This is a genomic window from Sphingobium sp. B2, from assembly GCF_007693735.1.
GTDB lineage: Bacteria > Pseudomonadota > Alphaproteobacteria > Sphingomonadales > Sphingomonadaceae > Sphingobium > Sphingobium xenophagum.
Window position 1 is genome coordinate 48,212 of the sequence record NZ_VDBZ01000002.1, and the last position, 16,170, is coordinate 64,381.

Here is a 16,170-nt window from a genome sequence, read left to right on the forward strand (position 1 = left end):
TTGCATCCATCATCCTGACACCCATCCTTTTTCAGCCTTGCTGTTCGAGGCTGTTGTCGCTCGGGCGGCGCCATAATTTGTGCTGAATATTGCTTATCTGCGGATGCTATCGGCTGATGATCTGCGGCAGTTGGCAGTTTTTCTGCCAGAAGCGATCGTCGGCCAACGCATTTCCGATTCCGGCAAAAGTAAAGGGAAACAGGAAATTACACCGATTGCGCTGTGGGTATGACCATGAGTTTGCCGCCTTGGCCTTCATGATGTCATCGCCGGTCAGGCAGGCTGTTCCAATTCGTCCAGATATCCCCTGTCGCCCAGATTGAAGCTGCGCACGACGAAATAGCTGAAATAGCGATCCACCAGCGATCCTTCGTCGACGATCTTCATGATCGTTTCGCAATAATGGGCGACAGATCGCGTCACGAATTTGAGGATATAATCGCAATCGCCGGTGACGCGCGCGCATTCGCACAATTCATCGATTGTCTTGAGCTTCTGTTCGAAGCGCGACACGGTCGCCATGCGTCGATCCTGGAGGGTGATCTCCGTGAAAACCGTGACCAGTTCACCGATCGCCGAAAGATTGAGCTTCGCCCGATAGCCGGTAATATATCCCGCCTTTTCAAGGCGCGTCACACGGGTCAGGCAGGGACTTGGCGTCAGGCCGACCTTTTCCGCCAGCAGCGAATTGGTCATGCGGCCCTGTTTTTCCAACTCCGCCATGATCCGAAGATCGATCGCATCAAATTTCATCATGGCCTCTGCGATCGCACGATCTCCGTTTTGAAAATTGCAGGCAGTCTGATTGGCGATCGGTACATCATGTACCGATCGCCTGACATATCTTAAAGCCCGACCAGAGCGGGAAGTTCGCTAAAGTCCTTGATCCGCACGACGCCATAATGGTCTGTCGGCGCTTCATGGCCGCGATCGACGAAAACCTTGGCGCCAAAGCCCAGGTCATGCGCGCTCATCAGATCATAGCGCGGGCTGGATGAGACATGCATCATGTCTTCCGGCGCGCAGCCCAGTTGATCGACCATATATTCAAAGGGCCGCAACAGCGGCTTGTAGGCGCCGGCCTCCTCCGCTGTGTAAATTGCGTGGAACGGTACGCCGATGTTGCGCGCGCTGTGGGGGATAAGGTCGGTCATGCTGTTGGAGAGGATGACGAGCGGATAATGTTCCGCTACCCGGCCCAATGGTCCCGGCACATCCGCATGGGGCTGCCAGGTCGGAATAGCATCGTATAGCGCCTGGACGTCGCTGGCGTCACAGACCACGCCATATCGCTCGCACGCGCGCGCGATCGCATTGTCAATGACGTCGTAGAACGGCTTCCATGCGCCCAGCACTTCATCCAGCCGATAGATGCGAAAGGCATCGAGGAATCCGGGCATCTTCGCGGGATCGACCCGATCGGCGAAAATCTGACCCGCCGTCGGCCCCATAATGAAATTGATCATCGTGCCATAGCAGTCGAAACTAATATATTTGGGCCTGAACATGGTCGCTCGCACTTTGATTGTGATGTCTGACGCGCTTGATGCTAGGCAAAGCGTTGCGGGAAATGCTGCTGTGCTTCCAGCCTTTCGAAGAATCTTGCCCTGTGAACCTGCATATTGGCCAGCATCAATATGCAGTGCCGCTATCGTCGGACAGGCTTGGCCTAGACGCCAATAGGCAGCGGCCGGTTGCGGATGGGCATTCCGGAAACGATGAAGACGGAATAGCTCTGAATTCCCAGATCCGCCTGCCAAATATCCTCCATGACGCGCGCGGGGCCATCATATCCCGGCGCGACGATTTTCATGAGATAATCATATTTGCCGTTGACCATGTGGAATTCCACCACTTCCCGGATGCGGATGATCGCCTTTTCAAATCTCTGCGCTTCCGCACGCCGGTGGTTTTTCAGAATGACCTGAACATAGGCGGTTATGAAGTTTCCCAACTTCTCCAGATCAAATTGCGCTTCATACCCGACGATGATCCCTGCTTTCTGGAGGCGCTTGATCCGCGCCAGGCAGGGACTGGGGGACAGGCCGACGGCATCTGCCAAATCGACGTTGCTGATGCGACCGTCGGTCTGAAGCTGCCGAAGGATTTTAAGGTCGATCCGATCAAGTTTCATGGCAATTCCCAATCCCGCACGGATGGTGACTAGCGATCGCTGACAACATGTGAGCCAACCTATGTCGAGACCCTGCTTCCTCCAATCCGAATTCAGTCGGTCGGGACATAGTGGGAGATCGCTGCCGGTTCGAACGGTCTGGCAAACCTGGAGCCTACGGCGATTGCCCCGATGCATGACCCAGTCGTCCTGACGCTTGAGCGGCTGAAATCGGGATGGCTCGCCATATCAGGTCATGTATCTCTCTGTTGTCGTATCATTGTGTCCACCCCTTCATTGAAAGCCCTTTCCACGCGAAAATCTGCGCTTTGAAGGGTGCTGGTCATGCATTGTTGACGTTTTTATCGGCTTCCGCGGTAGAATTTGCGGCGGCATATGCCCTAGGCAGCGTGGACAAATTAGCGATGCTTGGCGAACAGGACTCGCTGCGCTTGGTTGATCGAACCGCTATCCCAATCGACTTCACGCTTTGACGGCGGGATGTGGGCTCGCCGATCCTCATTGTCGTAAAACAGGGTGCCGTGAATGCCGAGCGCATCGCGCTTGAGCATCGGGCGGTCCCAGAGCGGCGCCAACACCGCCCCTGCAGCGTCGTCCCCAAGCCGGTCGATCAGGTCTTCGACCAGTTCCATGTCGCGCCCATCCGGAAAGATCGCTTCGAACTCTTCCGCAGTCGCCTGGAACACGCTGAAGGTAGCATTCACCGCACCGTCAATGATCTGGACGTTCTTCATAAGGGTGTTTTGGCAGCGGATAGGAGCATCGGCAACCGAACCTTATTGACGCGGCGCCCGAGGATTGATTCAAGGCTGCCTTTTGGAGGCAGTCTTGAGCCGGGGTGATCTCACCGAAGCAGAATGGCGTATTCTGAAAGGTTTGTTGCCCATCGAGCCTGAGAACCGTGGTCGAGGCAGGCCGCCCGAACAGAACCGCTCGATCATCAATGGTATCCTCTGGCGACTTCGTTGCGGTGCTCCGTGGCGCGACGTGCCACCCAAATATGGCAGTTGGAACACCATCTATCGACGGTTCCGGCGATGGAGCGAGGCCGGGGTCTGGGAAACCGTAGCAGTGACGCTGGCCGAGGTCATGGCAGACAGCGGTCATTACAGCATCGACAGCACCACAGTCCGCGCCCACGTATCGGCAGCGGGCGGAAAAGGGGGGCTGATCGACGCGCTCTTGGCCGCTCGCGGGGCGGGTTCACCAGTAAACTTCACTGCCTGGCTGATGCCCTCGGGCGACCGCTCGCCTTCCATCTGACGGTCGGCGAGGCGGCAGATTGCAAGGCCTATGACGCCCTGATCGACCTACCCGAGCGCGCACCTGACGCCTTGCTCGCCGACAAGGGCTACGACGCCGACGCAATCCGTGCTGACCTCGCCAAACGGAATATCGATGCCGTGATTCCGGGTCGGTCAAACCGGCGCGTGAAAATCGAGCATGACCGGGCGCTCTACAAGCAGCGCAACTGCATCGAACGTATGTTCGGACAGCTCAAGATCAACCGCGCCGTCGCCACCCGCTACGACCAGCTTGCCAATAGCTTCCTTGGCATGGTCCATATCGCCACAGTCAGATACTGGCTCAAATTTGTCCACGCCGCCTAGGCGTCTGGTCGGATTAATCAATATGCCTGCAAGGTCGCGTTCGCATCTCGCACTAATATTTGACCACAGCTGTATTGGCTCGATTGAGACGCTGGTTGCGAACGCAACGGGTATAAGCTGCGGGCGAACGCAACGGGACGACAAGTTCCAAATACGAAAAAAGGGAGAGAGAAATGAGGAAAGGTTTCAGGGCGTCTGTGCTGCTGACCAGCGGCTGGATGGTGGCTACGGCACTGTCATCACCGGCCTTCGCTCAGGGTGCCCAGCCTGCGCAGCCGATGCAGAATGCAGATAGTGCAGAGTCAAATGTCGGACTTGCCGATATCGTGGTGACTGCGCAAAAGCGCTCCCAGAATGTTCAGGACACGCCGCTCACGATTACGGCCGTAAGTGGCGATGCGCTGGTCAAGGCTGGCATCCAGCAGGTGGGCGAACTCAACCGAATCGATCCGGCGCTTCAGATCAGCGCTGGCGCGGGGGTGTTAACGACGTTCATTCGAGGCGTAGGCAATCCGGTCACCACTGCCGGCAACGAAGCCAGTGTCCCGGTCTACATTGACGATGTATATTTTATTCGCGCTGCTGCGCCGTTCTTCAATCTGTCGAGCGTCGAGCGGGTTGAGGTGCTGAAAGGCCCGCAGGGCACGCTTTTCGGCCGCAATGCCAGCGGCGGCGTCATCTCAGTTTATACGCGCGATCCAAGCACTGGCGAATTCTCAGGTGAGATGAGCGCGGGATACGCGAATTACGATACGGTCGACCTGAAGGGGTATATCAACATCCCGCTGACCGACCGTTTGGCAGCTAATTACTCTGTTAGCTATCACAACCAAGGAAAAGGTTGGGGTCGCAACAAGCAATTGGTCGATCCCTTCGATACTTCAAAAGGCTTCCTCCCTGGCGGGGATGATTATTGGAAGGACAAATCTTTGTCCATGCGGGGTAAGATTCTCGCAGAACTGACGGACACTACTACTGTGAAGCTGATTGGCTATTATCAGAACAGTACAAGTGAGATCGGCTTTAACGTTCGCCCGCTTCCAGGGTCGATCGGTGGCACTCCTGACGGAGCACATAATGGCTTCGCTAATGTGTGCGGCCTGCACCCATGTCCTTCACAAGTCCTGCCTACGCTCGGCTTTTATGACGTCAGCCTGCCACTAACCCGCCCGGCAGGCAGCAAGGCTAATCGTGGCCCGCAATATGATAAATCTGAGGGCTACGGCTTTTCCGGCCGCATCGATCAGGAACTTGGATTTGCCGATCTCGTCAGCATTACCGCCTATCGCAAGAACGACGAAGTATTTTTTGCCAATGGTAATACTTCGCCATACGCTTGGGCATTCTATGATCTGAACATTGTCGACAAGCAGTTCAGCCAGGAGTTGCAGCTGAAGTCCAAGCCAAGTTCTGCGATCCAATGGATTGTCGGCGCCTTTTATCTCAACGCCGATGGCGGGTTCGGCCCGACGCTGATTACCGGACCGGCCGTAAACGGCTTTGGTCTTGCATCGATCGGGTTGTTCGGTCAGCAGAAGGTGAAATCATATGCAGGGTTTGGCCAGACCACGATTCCGATCGGTGATCGCACCCATGTCACCGCTGGCCTCCGCTATACCAAGGACAAGGTGATCGGACAGGGATGTACGCAGATTACCCTTCTGCCCGATACGGCGCTGCCTTGTACAGACGACACTGTGACGGTTCCAGATACCAGCCCGACTTTCAAGAAGCTCACATGGAAGGGAGCGATCGACCACGAGGTTGCCCAGGACGTAATGATTTACGGTAGCTTGAGCCGGGGTTTCAAGGCAGGTACTTTCAACACCTTGCCGCTCGATTCGCCTGCGCTGCGCCCCGAAGTGGTGGATGCGTATGAAATAGGGCTCAAGTCCGAGATGTTCGACCGACGCGTGCGGTTTAACCTCGCGCTGTTCTGGAACGATATTGATAGCCCGCAGGTGACTGGCCAGCGCAATGGCCTTGTGGCGCTAAAGAATGCCGGTTCGGCGCGGACCAAGGGTGTCGAGTTTGACGCTGCGTTTGCCCCGACCCAGGGTTTGACGCTGCGCCTTGCCGGTAGCTATCTCGACGCGAAATTCCGGGACTTCCCGGACGCGCCGTCCTATTGTCCAAGCCCGAAAATTGATGCGGCAACCTGCGCGACACTCAGTCCGACCCCACCAATCGCGCCTGGCAACATCAATGCCATCTTCGTCAACGGAAATGGCAACACCTTGCCGATGGCGTCGAAGTGGAAATTCTCGGGTAGTGTAAGCTACGAAGCAGAAGTCGCGAGCATGGGTAAGGCGACATTCGATCTGACCGCTAACTATTCGAGCAAATTCCCCTGGGATGCCGACAATCTTTGGTATGAACGCGCCCATTTTTTGCTCAACAGTTCCGTCTCTCTTTCTCCTGAATCGCTGGAAAACGTCAGTTTGCGTTTCTGGATGAAAAATATCACGAATCGCAAAGTCAACCTTGGCTACTATGCTCAGGCTTCGGGCTCTGCGTTCGGCTCTGCCCCGGCGGCGCCACGCACCTATGGATTGGAGGCTTCCTTTCGGTGGTAAGCTGATGGGATATGGCGGACCGGTCGGTGATGCAGGCCATCATCGCCCGGTCCAAAGTCTGGTCGTGCGTATAGCCGGTTGTGGATGCGCGATGGCGCGGGACGACGCATGCGATGGTACAACATGGTTGATGTGACGAGCGGGAGTTGCCTCACCTACGGTGAGTGGGCGTGAGGAGCGGTAGCCGGGAAGGACTGTCGCGGGGTTACTTGAAGCAGATTGGTGCCGCCATTGACGCGCACCAAGCGCTCGGCAGCTTTGCTCGATGCCGTGATCGTGGCAGTTTGAATTACCAATATTATTCATGAATTCAAAGTCTTAAGAACATTGATTTGAGGAGTGCCCATCAGCATGAATGACGTCAACAAAGCAGTGGAAGCGGCGTATTTGCACGATCAGGCGCACAACGCGCATCCGGTAACGCGGCGTGACGAGCTTCCGATCGCATTTGAGTGGATCACGAAAGAGTGGCTGACGGACTGTCTCTGCAATGATGTTCCGGGCGCGGAAGTGATCGATTTCGATCTTGGCGTGGTCGATAACGGATCCTCCAACCGGCGACGGATTGCGCTGAGTTATAACGCGGCTGGCGAGGCTTCAGGGAAGCTGCCTTCGAGCATATTCTGCAAGGCAGCCTTCGACCTGCCTAATCGAGTCATCCTGGGGATTGCGCAAGGAGCGGAATGCGAAAGCAACTACTATGACAAGGTGCGCCCGCTACTGGATATCGAATCCCCGCACGCCTATTATGTGAAGCTCGACATAGAAACCTGGAAATCGATGATCGTGCTGAACGACATCACTGAAAGTGTCACTGAGTTCTGCGATCACAAGACGATAATGACGCGCGCGCGGGCCGAGAGCCAGCTTCGCCTGCTCGCTCGCATGCATGGCAAATGTTACAGCGATCCGGCTCTGATCAAGATCACTACGGACAATTTTCTGACTTGGCCCGAATATTTCGACCGCACGCTCATTTTCGGGATGCGTGAAGGCTCGGAAGTGGGTTTCCAGAAGTCGCGGGATGTCTTTCCATCAACTCTCTCGGCCAGAGCCGCGGAAATCTGGCCCGCCACGATGCAGTCGATCGCCTTTCATGATCAGGCACCCAAGACATTCGTGCACCATGATGTCCATCTCAAGAACTGGTATGTGGCCGGCAATGGCGAGATGGGCTTGAGCGATTGGCAGTGCGCGGTTAGAGGGCACTGGAGCCGGGATGTCTGCTATACGATCGCCACTGCACTCACGATCGAGGATCGTCGCATGTGGGAGCGCGATCTTCTCCGTTACTATTTGGATCATTTGCACATGGAAGGCGGGCCAAAGGTCGACTTTGATGAGGCATGGCTGCACTATAGGCAGCAATTGGTGACCGCACTCACATGGTGGACAATCACCATCAATCCGGCTGAGGGTATGCCAGACATGCAACCAATGGATGTCACACTCGAGTTCTTGCGTCGGATTGGTACGGCCATGGACGATCTTGGAACCTTGGACGCATTTCGCGAAGGGGGCAGCTAGATCCGGCTCTGATCACTCTAGTGGATTGATTTTGACATTTGCATCCCCTGGCGGCTGGGATGGGGCTGCAAATGTCAAAATCGTAAAATCCACTAGAATCAAAAGATTGCTAGTGGTCCGAAAAGATTCTGACATTTGAACACGCCTTATCCCATAAGGTAGCAAATGTCAGAATCGGACCACTAGTTCATACCCGACAGCAGCGAAGTGGTCTGCGCACTGAAGTGCGGCAAGGCATCGCGTGTCGCATTTCAAAGTTCCGTGACGGTTGGCAAACTGTTTTTCGCAGGATGACCTCAAGGTAACCGTCCGGCCTGACCCGCTTGCCGAAGCGCAGAGGAGTGCGCAGGACGTCCTTAAGGTCGCACATAAGGACGCGCTTAAGGACAGCCATGACGCAGGTGACGGTGTTGACGGGGGCTGCTCGCCGCCGGGATTGGTCGGATGAGGAACGGCTCGAGATTCTTCGTGAGGCGTTTTCGCCTGGTGCCAAGGTCCAGCACGTTGCGCGGCGGTACGACGTCTCTCGTAGCCTGATCTATCAGTGGCGTCGTGCGGCTCTGCGCCGGGTGCAAGAGGCGTTCGTCCCGGCGGTGATCGACAATACGCCGGAGCCGGCCGTGGTCCCCACCGCACCGACCGAGCCGGAAGCGGCGATCGTGCTGGAGCTGACCGATGGTCGGCGGATGCGCATTTCGGCATCGACGCCGCCGGCGTTGGCAGCGGCTGCGCTGAGGGCGGTGCGATGATCCCGTCGGGTGCGCGGGTGTGGATCGCGATGGGCCATACCGATATGCGGCGCGGGATGCAGAGCCTGGCGGCGATGGTCCAGCAGCACTTCACCAGGGACCCGTTCGCCGGCGATCTCTGGGTCTTCCGGGGCCGCTCCGGATCGCTGATAAAGATTATCTGGCATGATGGGATTGCCATGTCGCTGTACACACGGCGGCTCGAGAAGGGTAAGTTCATCTGGCCCTCCGCGAAGGACGGCGTGGTGTCGCTGACGAGTTCGCAATTGGCCTGCCTGCTCGACGGGATCGACTGGCGCAACCCGCAGTATAGCTGGCGTCCGCAGAGTGCCGGATAACTTCACAAGACCGCGCATTTTCGGCTTGCCCTCGGGGCCTGGGGATGATTCACTTCGTTCATGGAAGCCGCCGTTTCGCCCTTTCCGGACGACGCCGATGCGCTCAAGGCGCTCCTCGCAACGGCGCTTCTGAGGGCTGACGAGGCTGAGCAACGCGCCGCAAGCGTCGAGGCCGAGCTGGCCAACGCCCGCGCCCTCGCGAGCGCCACCGAAGCGCTGATCGCACACCTCAAGCTGCAGAACGCCAAGCTGAGGCGTGAGCAGTTCGGCCCCAGTGCCGAACGCACGGAGCGGCTGCTCGCGCAGTTTGAGCTCCGGCTCGAAGACCTCGAAGCCGACGCGGCCGAGGACGAACTCGCCGCCGAAGCCGCCGCGGCAATGACGGCAACCGTTTCCGCTTTCCAGCGCAGGAAGCCGGTCAGGAAGCCATTTCCCGACCACCTGCCGCGCGAGCGCGTCGTCGTGCCCGCGCCGTGCTCGTGCCCGGCTTGTGGGGGCGGGCGCCTGTCGAAGCTCGGCGAAGATATAACCGAGACGCTCGAGGTGATCCCGCGTTCGTGGAAGGTCATCCAGACGGTGCGTGAGAAGTTCGCCTGCCGGGATTGCGAGAAGATCACGCAGCCGCCCGCACCCTTCCACGTCACCCCGCGCGGATGGGCTGGCCCCAGCTTCCTCGCCATGCTGCTGTTCGACAAGTACGGCCAGCATCAGCCGCTCCACCGCCAGGCCGAGCGCTTCGCCAGCGAAGGCGTGCCGCTCAGCGTGTCAACACTGGCTGACCAGATCGGTGCGGCCTGTCAGGCGCTCATGCCAGTCTTCCACCTGATGGAGGGCCACACCTTCGCCGCCGAGCGCCTGCACGGCGACGATACCACCGTGCCGGTCATGGCCAAGGGCAAGACCGTCACCGGTCGATTATGGAACTATGTGCATGACGATCGACCCTTCGGGGGCAATGATCCGCCCTCGGTCGTCTTCTACTATTCCCGCGACCGATGCGGCGACCATCCACGGCGCCACCTCACGGCCTGGTCAGGGATTCTGCAAGCCGACGCCTATAGCGGCTACAATGAGCTCTATGCGCCCAACCGGCAGCCCGGGCCGATCCTCGAGGCGGGATGCTTCGCGCACGCGCGGAGGAAGTTTTTCGAGCTCGCCGACGTCGAGGGCGCGGCACGCAAGAAGAGCCGCGGCAAGAAGGCGCCGATCGTCTATCCGATCGCGCTCGAGGCCGTGCAGAAGCTCGACGCCCTGTTCGCGATCGAGCGCGACATCAATGGCAAGAGCCCGGCCGAGCGCCTCGCCGTCCGTCAGGAACTCAGCGCGCCGTTGATGGCCGAGCTCCACAAATGGCTGAACGCGCAGCTGGCCCGGATCTCGCGCAACCACGACCTCGCCAAGGCCATCAACTATATGCTGCGCCGCTGGGACGCGTTCACCCGCTTCCTCAGCGATGGCAAGGTCTGTCTCTCAAACAACGCCGCCGAGCGTTCACTGCGCTGCGTGCCTCTCGGGCGCAAGTCGTGGCTGTTTTGCGGCTCGGATCGCGGTGGCCAGCGGGCGGCGGTCGCCTATTCGCTGATCCTGACCTGTCGACTCAACAACGTCGATCCGCAGGCATGGCTCGCCTACGTCCTCGCCCGCATCGCCGACCATCCCGTCAGCCGCCTCGACGAACTGCTCCCGTGGAATTGGAAGGCCGCCCAAGTCGCGCTCGCCGCCTGATCCAAACTGCGCCGCGGTACTCGGCGTATGCTTACACCTCAAGCTTTGAGACCGCGTTTCCGATGGGGTTGAAGCCCGCCTGTATAGCGGCAGGAGCGAGATATGCGCGCCTGCCGCTTCATGCCTTCACGGTCGGCCATTGTTTTGTGCGTAGGCGGATTGTCGAGAGTTACGAGTTCGCCGGGACGCAGCGTTGGCGCCAGAATCTGGCGGTAATGGTCAACGTCTTCATCGAACGCCTGGCGATCGATGAAGTTTGCGTGCGCTTATATCCATTCCTGTGAAGCCGGATCGGATCTTGAGCTGGCCTTGCCGGTAGATCACTCATCTACGACACGCAAAGGCTGCGACCGGGCTTGGCCAGGAGAGTGCCGGTGGAGGCATACCGGCGTATCGGGCAATCAGCCCTCTATCCGTTTGATTTTGTTTTGATAGCGTCTTGGACATCAATCCCACCTGACAAGGTCGATGCAATCAGTCGAGGGCATGCATTATTTGCCAACAAGCCGCCGGCGCTTGTCGCCTATCTCTTTCTTTGCTTTTTCGATCAATTCGAGTTCGGTGACAACGAGCAAATCTTCAGACACACGGCGAAGGTGATCGCGCATCGCGCTGCGTGATGCAGCAGGGTCGCGAGTTGACAGTGCGTCCAAAATCCTCCTGTGTTCTGAAGGCCGAGGATTAATGCCACTGCTTCGTGCCTGGTGAAACATATGCTTGCAAAGGGGCGAAGTTTCTCGAACATCCCATAATGTTTCGATTGTCTGTTCGATAAGACTGTTCTTGGTTCCTCTTGCAATCGACAAATGGAACTTGCGGTCGAAGGATAGTTCTTCTGCCGACGCAGGGTCAACGTCCTCCATCTTTACCAGAATATCGCCCAATTCGCGCAATTCGTCGTCCGTCATGGCCAGCGCGGCTAGTGCCGCGGCCTCCCCCTCGAACATCATACGGGCTTCGATCAGCTCAAACGCGCCGACGTCCAGCTCGGCAAGATTTTCCTCCATCGCCGGCAGGTGGACAACATATACGCCAGACCCATGTTTGACCTCCACGAGATTGCGGATCTCGAGGGCAATGATTGCTTCCCTCACCGTCGGTCGGCTGACACCAAATTTGTCAGCCAGATCTCGTTCAGGTGGGAGGCGTGCGCCCAGGGGATAGGCACCATCCTTGATGCCCTGCTCAATCTTCCGGGCGACATTTTGATACAGCTTCAGCTTGGGTTGCATGGGTTTGACCATGTCACAGCTTTTTTGCTGCCGCAAGTTGCCTTACCAATCTCAAGCGTCATCAGCGGTCGAATCGCCCGCCATCCTATTGCCCAAGGCCTGGACAAGGTGCTCCATGGTAAGGGCATTCGCGACGCAATGAGGAGCGAAGATGCCGTCTGGGCCGAGAATGGCATGGGCGAAGCCTTCGTCGTCGCGGCGCGCGAAAGCGCTCAATATATCGGCCATCGGATCTTCGATCTGCCCCCACCGGTCGACATTGTCACCGCGTAAGTGGCGGCGCCAAGCAGCGATGGCGGCCAGGATCGCTGGGCTTTGCTGTCCCGCGCATTGGCGCTCGGCCAAGGTCTCAAGCCAGCGTTGCGGGACTTTCTGGCTGCCGTCCATCGCAATCTGGATCAGTTTGTGGTCGACAGTCGGATTGGCAAACCGATCAAGCAATTGGTCGGCATAAGCGGAAAGATCCTGCTCTGGCGCCGGCTTTATGGTGGGCAGTGCTTCGTCCCGCATAAGCGCGGTCACGATGGGGCGAACGATTGGATCCATCACCGCTTCGCGCACGAAGCTGTGGTCACGCAACAGTCCAAGATATGCAAGCGCGGAATGTGCGCCGTTCAACATGCGCAGCTTCGCGGTTTCATAGGGGGCAACGTCGGTGACGATACTGGCGCCGACGAGATCCCAGGCTGGCCGGGAGCCGGCAAAATCATCCTCGATGACCCATTGACTGAAAGGCTCGGTGACGATTGCGCCGCGATCGTCGGCGCCTATGGCGGTGCTTGCGAAGTCGCGATCGTCACTGGATGGCGCAGGCACGATGCGGTCCACCATGGAGCAAGGGAAGCGACATTCTGCCTCAATCCAGGCACCGACGTCCGTATCCAGATCTTTTGCATAGGCAAGGAGCAATGTCTTGAGCTGTCGGCCATTGTTGGCCAGATTGTCGCAAGACAGAAGAGTGACGCCCGGCAAGCCTTCGACCATGCGCTTTCGCAGCCCTTTAAGCAGCAGAGGGTAGATGCTGCCGTCATCGGCCGCTTCCCTGTCGATGCCGCCGTCCGGTGCGCGGCAATAGCCTTTTTCCGTGACAGTGAAGCTGATCACATGCACGTCCGCGCTGGCAATTGTCGCCATGATAGCCGGTGCATCTTGCGATGCGACCAGAACCTGGCGCACCGATGCGATGACTTCCGTTGCGCGACCCTGGGCGGAGGAGGTGGTCAGGGTATAGAGACCATCCTGCGGATTAAGCTGATCGCGGATAGTAGGCGAGCGCATGGAAACGCCAATGATCATCCAGTCCCGGTCGCCGGCCATCATCGCCCTATGGGTGTACCATGCCTGATGTGCCCGATGGAAAGCGCCAATGCCGAAATGCACGATGCCTGTCTTCTGCGCATCTCGGTCATAGGAGAATGGTGCCTGTCCATCAGCAATGGCGCGCAGCCTTTCGGCATTCAGGCGCGTTCCCGACATTTCGTCACCCATCACAGCCGATACGCCGTCTTAACAAGATTATAGGTCAGATCGCGCGCGAGTTCCGCCGCCTCCCAGTCGGCCAGACGATGCTCAACAACCAGCTGGGCCAGAAAACCGCAGTCGATCCGGCGCGCGACATCATGGCGTGCTGGAATGGACAGAAAGGCACGCGTGTCGTCGTTGAAACCGACCGTGTTGTAAAAGCCCGCTGTCTCAGTCGTCATATGCCGGAAGCGTCGCATGCCTTCGGGGCTGTCATGAAACCACCAGGCCGGCCCGAGCTTCAGGCAGGGGTAATGGCCGGCCAATGGCGCAAGCTCGCGCGCATAGACGCTCTCGTCCAAGGTGAACAAGATGATCGACAGGCGCGGGTCGTTACCAAACCGGTCGAGCAGGGGCTTCAAGTTGGCGACGAATTCCGTACGCATTGGTATGTCGGCACCCTTGTCGCGCCCGAAGCGCGCGAACAGGCTGGCATTATGATTGCGGAAGGAGCCGGGATGGATTTGCATGACCAGGCCGTCATCCACGCTCATCCCAGCCATTTCGGTCAACATCTGCGCGCGGAACAGTTCGGCGTCGTGCATATCAAACATTCCGCTGACAATCTTGGCGAACAGGGAGGCAGCCTCATCGGGCCGCAGGTTCGCCGTCCGGGGGGTCGCATGCCCATGATCGCTTGATGTCGCCCCCATCTCGGCGAAGACGGCGCGGCGCTGCCGATGCGCGGCGAGATAGCCGCTCCAGGTGAAGCAATCTTCCCCTGTTAAATCCGATAGCCTGCCGAGATTTGCAGTAAAGCCTTCAAACTCAGGGTCGATGACGGCGTCGGGACGATATGCCGTGATCACTTTGCCCTGCCAGCCGCCCGCTTTCCGATTCTCCGCGCGGATGGCGGCATGATGATCCAGAGTATCGAGCGGACCTTCGGTCGTCGCGATGACTTCGATCCCGAAACGATCGAATAAGGCCCGTGGGCGAAAGGCTTCGGACGCAAGACTTTCTGTGATGCTGTCATAATAAAGGTCGCTGGTGGCTGCCCCGAACTGGACCTTCATGCCGAACACTGCCGCGAAGACCCAGTCCAACCACATGCGCGACGGTGTGCCTCTAAAAAGGTGATAATGGCTGGCAAATAGCCGCCAAGCTTCGCGCGGATCGGCGAGAGAGTCGCCGATCCCCAATGCTTCCAGCGGAATACCCTGTGAATAAAGCATCCGGAAAATATAGTGATCGGGCTTCAGCAGCAGATCGGTCGCGTCCCCGAACGCCTCATTCTTCGCGAACCAGGCCGGATCGGTATGGCCATGCGGGCTGACAATCGGCAGCGACGCGACACTGTCGTAAAGCTGCCGAGCGATCAGACGGGTGGCCGGTTCCGCCGGAAGAAGGCGGTCGGGATGTAGATCGAGAATGTTTGCCATCTGAGTCCGGTCCCATACTGATGAACTATCCCAATCTCATAATGGATCATGAGCTGCCTGCAAGACATATGATCTCTTGTGAAAAAAAGGTAAAACCAATATCAGGCTGGGGTGAGCGGCGTTTACGCCGATTTTAAGGAGGGCTCGCATGAAGATCGTATCGGCCAAGGTCATCGTGACCTGCCCAGGGCGCAATTTTGTCACGCTGAAAATCATGACCGACCAAGGCGTCTATGGCATTGGCGACGCGACAATGAACGGTCGGGAAAAGGCAGTTGTCGCGTATTTGGAGGACCATGTCGTGCCGTGCCTGATCGGTATGGACCCACGGCGTATCGAAGATATCTGGCAATATCTGTATCGTGGTGCCTATTGGCGGCGCGGGCCTGTTACAATGCGGGCTATCGCAGCCGTTGATGTCGCCCTGTGGGATATCAAGGCGAAGATGGCAAACATGCCGCTCTACCAGATCCTTGGTGGTCGCAGCCGGGATGGTGTGATGGTGTATGGTCATGCCAATGGCAGCGACATCGCTGAAACCGTGGATGCAGTTGGTCAATATATCGATCTGGGATATAAGGCGATCCGCGCGCAGACAGGTGTTCCGGGCATTAAGGACGCCTATGGCGTAGGTCGTGGAAAACTCTATTACGAACCAGCCGATGCGTCCTTGCCGTCGGTCACGGGATGGGACACGCGCAAGGCGCTCAACTATGTGCCCAAGCTGTTCGAGACGCTGCGCGCGACCTATGGCTTCGATCACCATCTCCTGCACGATGGACATCATCGCTATACGCCACAGGAAGCAGCCAATCTGGGCAAGATGCTAGAACCCTATCAACTGTTCTGGCTGGAGGATGTGACACCCGCCGAAAACCAGGAGGCGTTCAAGCTTGTCCGCCAGCATACAGTCACGCCACTTGCAGTCGGAGAAATCTTCAACACCATTTGGGACGCCAAGGATCTGATCCAGAATCAGTTGATCGACTATATCCGCTGTACGATCGTCAGTGCGGGGGGCGTCACGCATCTGCGCCGGATCGCCGATCTGGCAAGCCTTTATCAGGTGCGCACCGGCAGCCATGGCGCGACGGATCTGTCGCCGGTCACTATGGGGACCGCGCTGCATTTCGATACCTGGGTACCCAATTTCGGCATTCAGGAATATATGCGGCATACCGAGGAAACCGACGCCGTGTTCCCTCATGACTATCATTTTGCCGATGGCGCGTTGTTCTGTGGTGAAACGCCCGGTCATGGCGTCGACATCGACGAGGAACTGGCGGCCAAATATCCTTACAAGCCCGCTTATCTGCCGATAGCCCGGTTGGAAGATGGCACAATGTGGAGCTGGTGAGTTGCCTGGCGCAATCTTC

At 57.9% G+C, this 16,170-nt stretch carries 16 protein-coding genes; 9 read left to right on the plus strand and 7 right to left on the minus strand.

What is annotated here, in order from left to right:
- The first annotated feature begins 79 nt into the window (after positions 1-79).
- On the plus strand, positions 80-232 hold the full coding sequence (locus FE851_RS26230; protein WP_186378867.1) for a hypothetical protein: 153 nt from the start codon (positions 80-82) through the stop codon (positions 230-232).
- Between the two features lie 41 nt (positions 233-273).
- Here the strand turns inward: FE851_RS26230 and FE851_RS16050 are convergent, their stop codons facing one another.
- The 4 genes from FE851_RS16050 to FE851_RS16065 form a co-directional block, all read right to left on the minus strand.
- Positions 274-756: an Lrp/AsnC family transcriptional regulator gene (locus FE851_RS16050; protein ID WP_145204622.1), complete on the minus strand. Its 483-nt coding sequence runs from the start codon at positions 754-756 to the stop codon at positions 274-276.
- A gap of 89 nt (positions 757-845) precedes the next feature.
- Positions 846-1,508, minus strand: coding sequence for a haloacid dehalogenase type II (locus FE851_RS16055; RefSeq protein WP_145204624.1), 663 nt, complete (start codon positions 1,506-1,508; stop codon positions 846-848).
- A gap of 161 nt (positions 1,509-1,669) precedes the next feature.
- Positions 1,670-2,134: an Lrp/AsnC family transcriptional regulator gene (locus tag FE851_RS16060; protein WP_229380713.1), complete on the minus strand. Its 465-nt coding sequence runs from the start codon at positions 2,132-2,134 to the stop codon at positions 1,670-1,672.
- Between the two features lie 398 nt (positions 2,135-2,532).
- Positions 2,533-2,868 carry a hypothetical protein gene (locus tag FE851_RS16065; RefSeq protein WP_130754991.1) on the minus strand — a complete coding sequence of 112 codons (336 nt, stop codon included), beginning with the start codon at positions 2,866-2,868 and terminating at the stop codon, positions 2,533-2,535.
- 94 nt (positions 2,869-2,962) lie between these two features.
- Between FE851_RS16065 and FE851_RS16070 the strand changes: the two genes are divergently transcribed.
- From FE851_RS16070 to FE851_RS16100, 7 genes are all read left to right on the plus strand, one after another.
- A protein-coding gene (locus tag FE851_RS16070) for an IS5 family transposase (RefSeq protein ID WP_370569498.1) occupies positions 2,963-3,744 on the plus strand; the annotation gives its coding sequence in 2 pieces (ribosomal slippage) (positions 2,963-3,287 and positions 3,287-3,744; 783 coding nt in all).
- 173 nt (positions 3,745-3,917) lie between these two features.
- Positions 3,918-6,320, plus strand: coding sequence for a TonB-dependent receptor (locus FE851_RS16075; protein WP_145204627.1), 2,403 nt, complete (start codon positions 3,918-3,920; stop codon positions 6,318-6,320).
- A gap of 351 nt (positions 6,321-6,671) precedes the next feature.
- Entirely contained in the window at positions 6,672-7,847 is a 1,176-nt protein-coding gene (locus FE851_RS16080) for a phosphotransferase (RefSeq protein WP_145204629.1), read from the plus strand.
- A 392-nt stretch (positions 7,848-8,239) separates the two neighbouring features.
- Positions 8,240-8,596, plus strand: a complete 357-nt coding sequence (tnpA, locus tag FE851_RS16085) for an IS66-like element accessory protein TnpA (RefSeq protein WP_145204632.1) — start codon at positions 8,240-8,242, stop codon at positions 8,594-8,596.
- Positions 8,593-8,934: an IS66 family insertion sequence element accessory protein TnpB gene (gene tnpB, locus FE851_RS16090; RefSeq protein WP_145204634.1), complete on the plus strand. Its 342-nt coding sequence runs from the start codon at positions 8,593-8,595 to the stop codon at positions 8,932-8,934. Before tnpA ends, tnpB begins: the two co-directional genes overlap by 4 nt.
- Before the next feature lie 60 nt (positions 8,935-8,994).
- Complete coding sequence (tnpC, locus tag FE851_RS16095) at positions 8,995-10,659, plus strand: IS66 family transposase (protein WP_145204637.1); 1,665 nt, start codon at positions 8,995-8,997, stop codon at positions 10,657-10,659.
- Between the two features lie 62 nt (positions 10,660-10,721).
- Entirely contained in the window at positions 10,722-10,943 is a 222-nt protein-coding gene (locus tag FE851_RS16100) for a hypothetical protein (RefSeq protein WP_145204639.1), read from the plus strand.
- Positions 10,944-11,150: 207 nt separating this feature from the next.
- On the opposite strand, the gene FE851_RS16105 is transcribed toward FE851_RS16100, so the two are convergent.
- Genes FE851_RS16105 through uxaC form a run of 3 tightly spaced genes read right to left on the minus strand, consistent with a single transcriptional unit; the run spans position 11,151 to position 14,794 of the window.
- Positions 11,151-11,891: a FadR/GntR family transcriptional regulator gene (locus tag FE851_RS16105; protein WP_145204642.1), complete on the minus strand. Its 741-nt coding sequence runs from the start codon at positions 11,889-11,891 to the stop codon at positions 11,151-11,153.
- A 51-nt stretch (positions 11,892-11,942) separates the two neighbouring features.
- On the minus strand, positions 11,943-13,367 hold the full coding sequence (locus FE851_RS16110) for a mannitol dehydrogenase family protein (RefSeq protein ID WP_145204645.1): 1,425 nt from the start codon (positions 13,365-13,367) through the stop codon (positions 11,943-11,945).
- An 11-nt stretch (positions 13,368-13,378) separates the two neighbouring features.
- Positions 13,379-14,794, minus strand: coding sequence for a glucuronate isomerase (gene uxaC / locus FE851_RS16115; protein WP_145204648.1), 1,416 nt, complete (start codon positions 14,792-14,794; stop codon positions 13,379-13,381).
- Positions 14,795-14,942: 148 nt separating this feature from the next.
- Here uxaC and manD point away from each other — a divergent pair, with 148 nt between their 5' ends.
- On the plus strand, positions 14,943-16,151 hold the full coding sequence (manD, locus tag FE851_RS16120; protein ID WP_107125709.1) for a D-mannonate dehydratase ManD: 1,209 nt from the start codon (positions 14,943-14,945) through the stop codon (positions 16,149-16,151).
- Positions 16,152-16,170 lie beyond the last annotated feature (19 nt).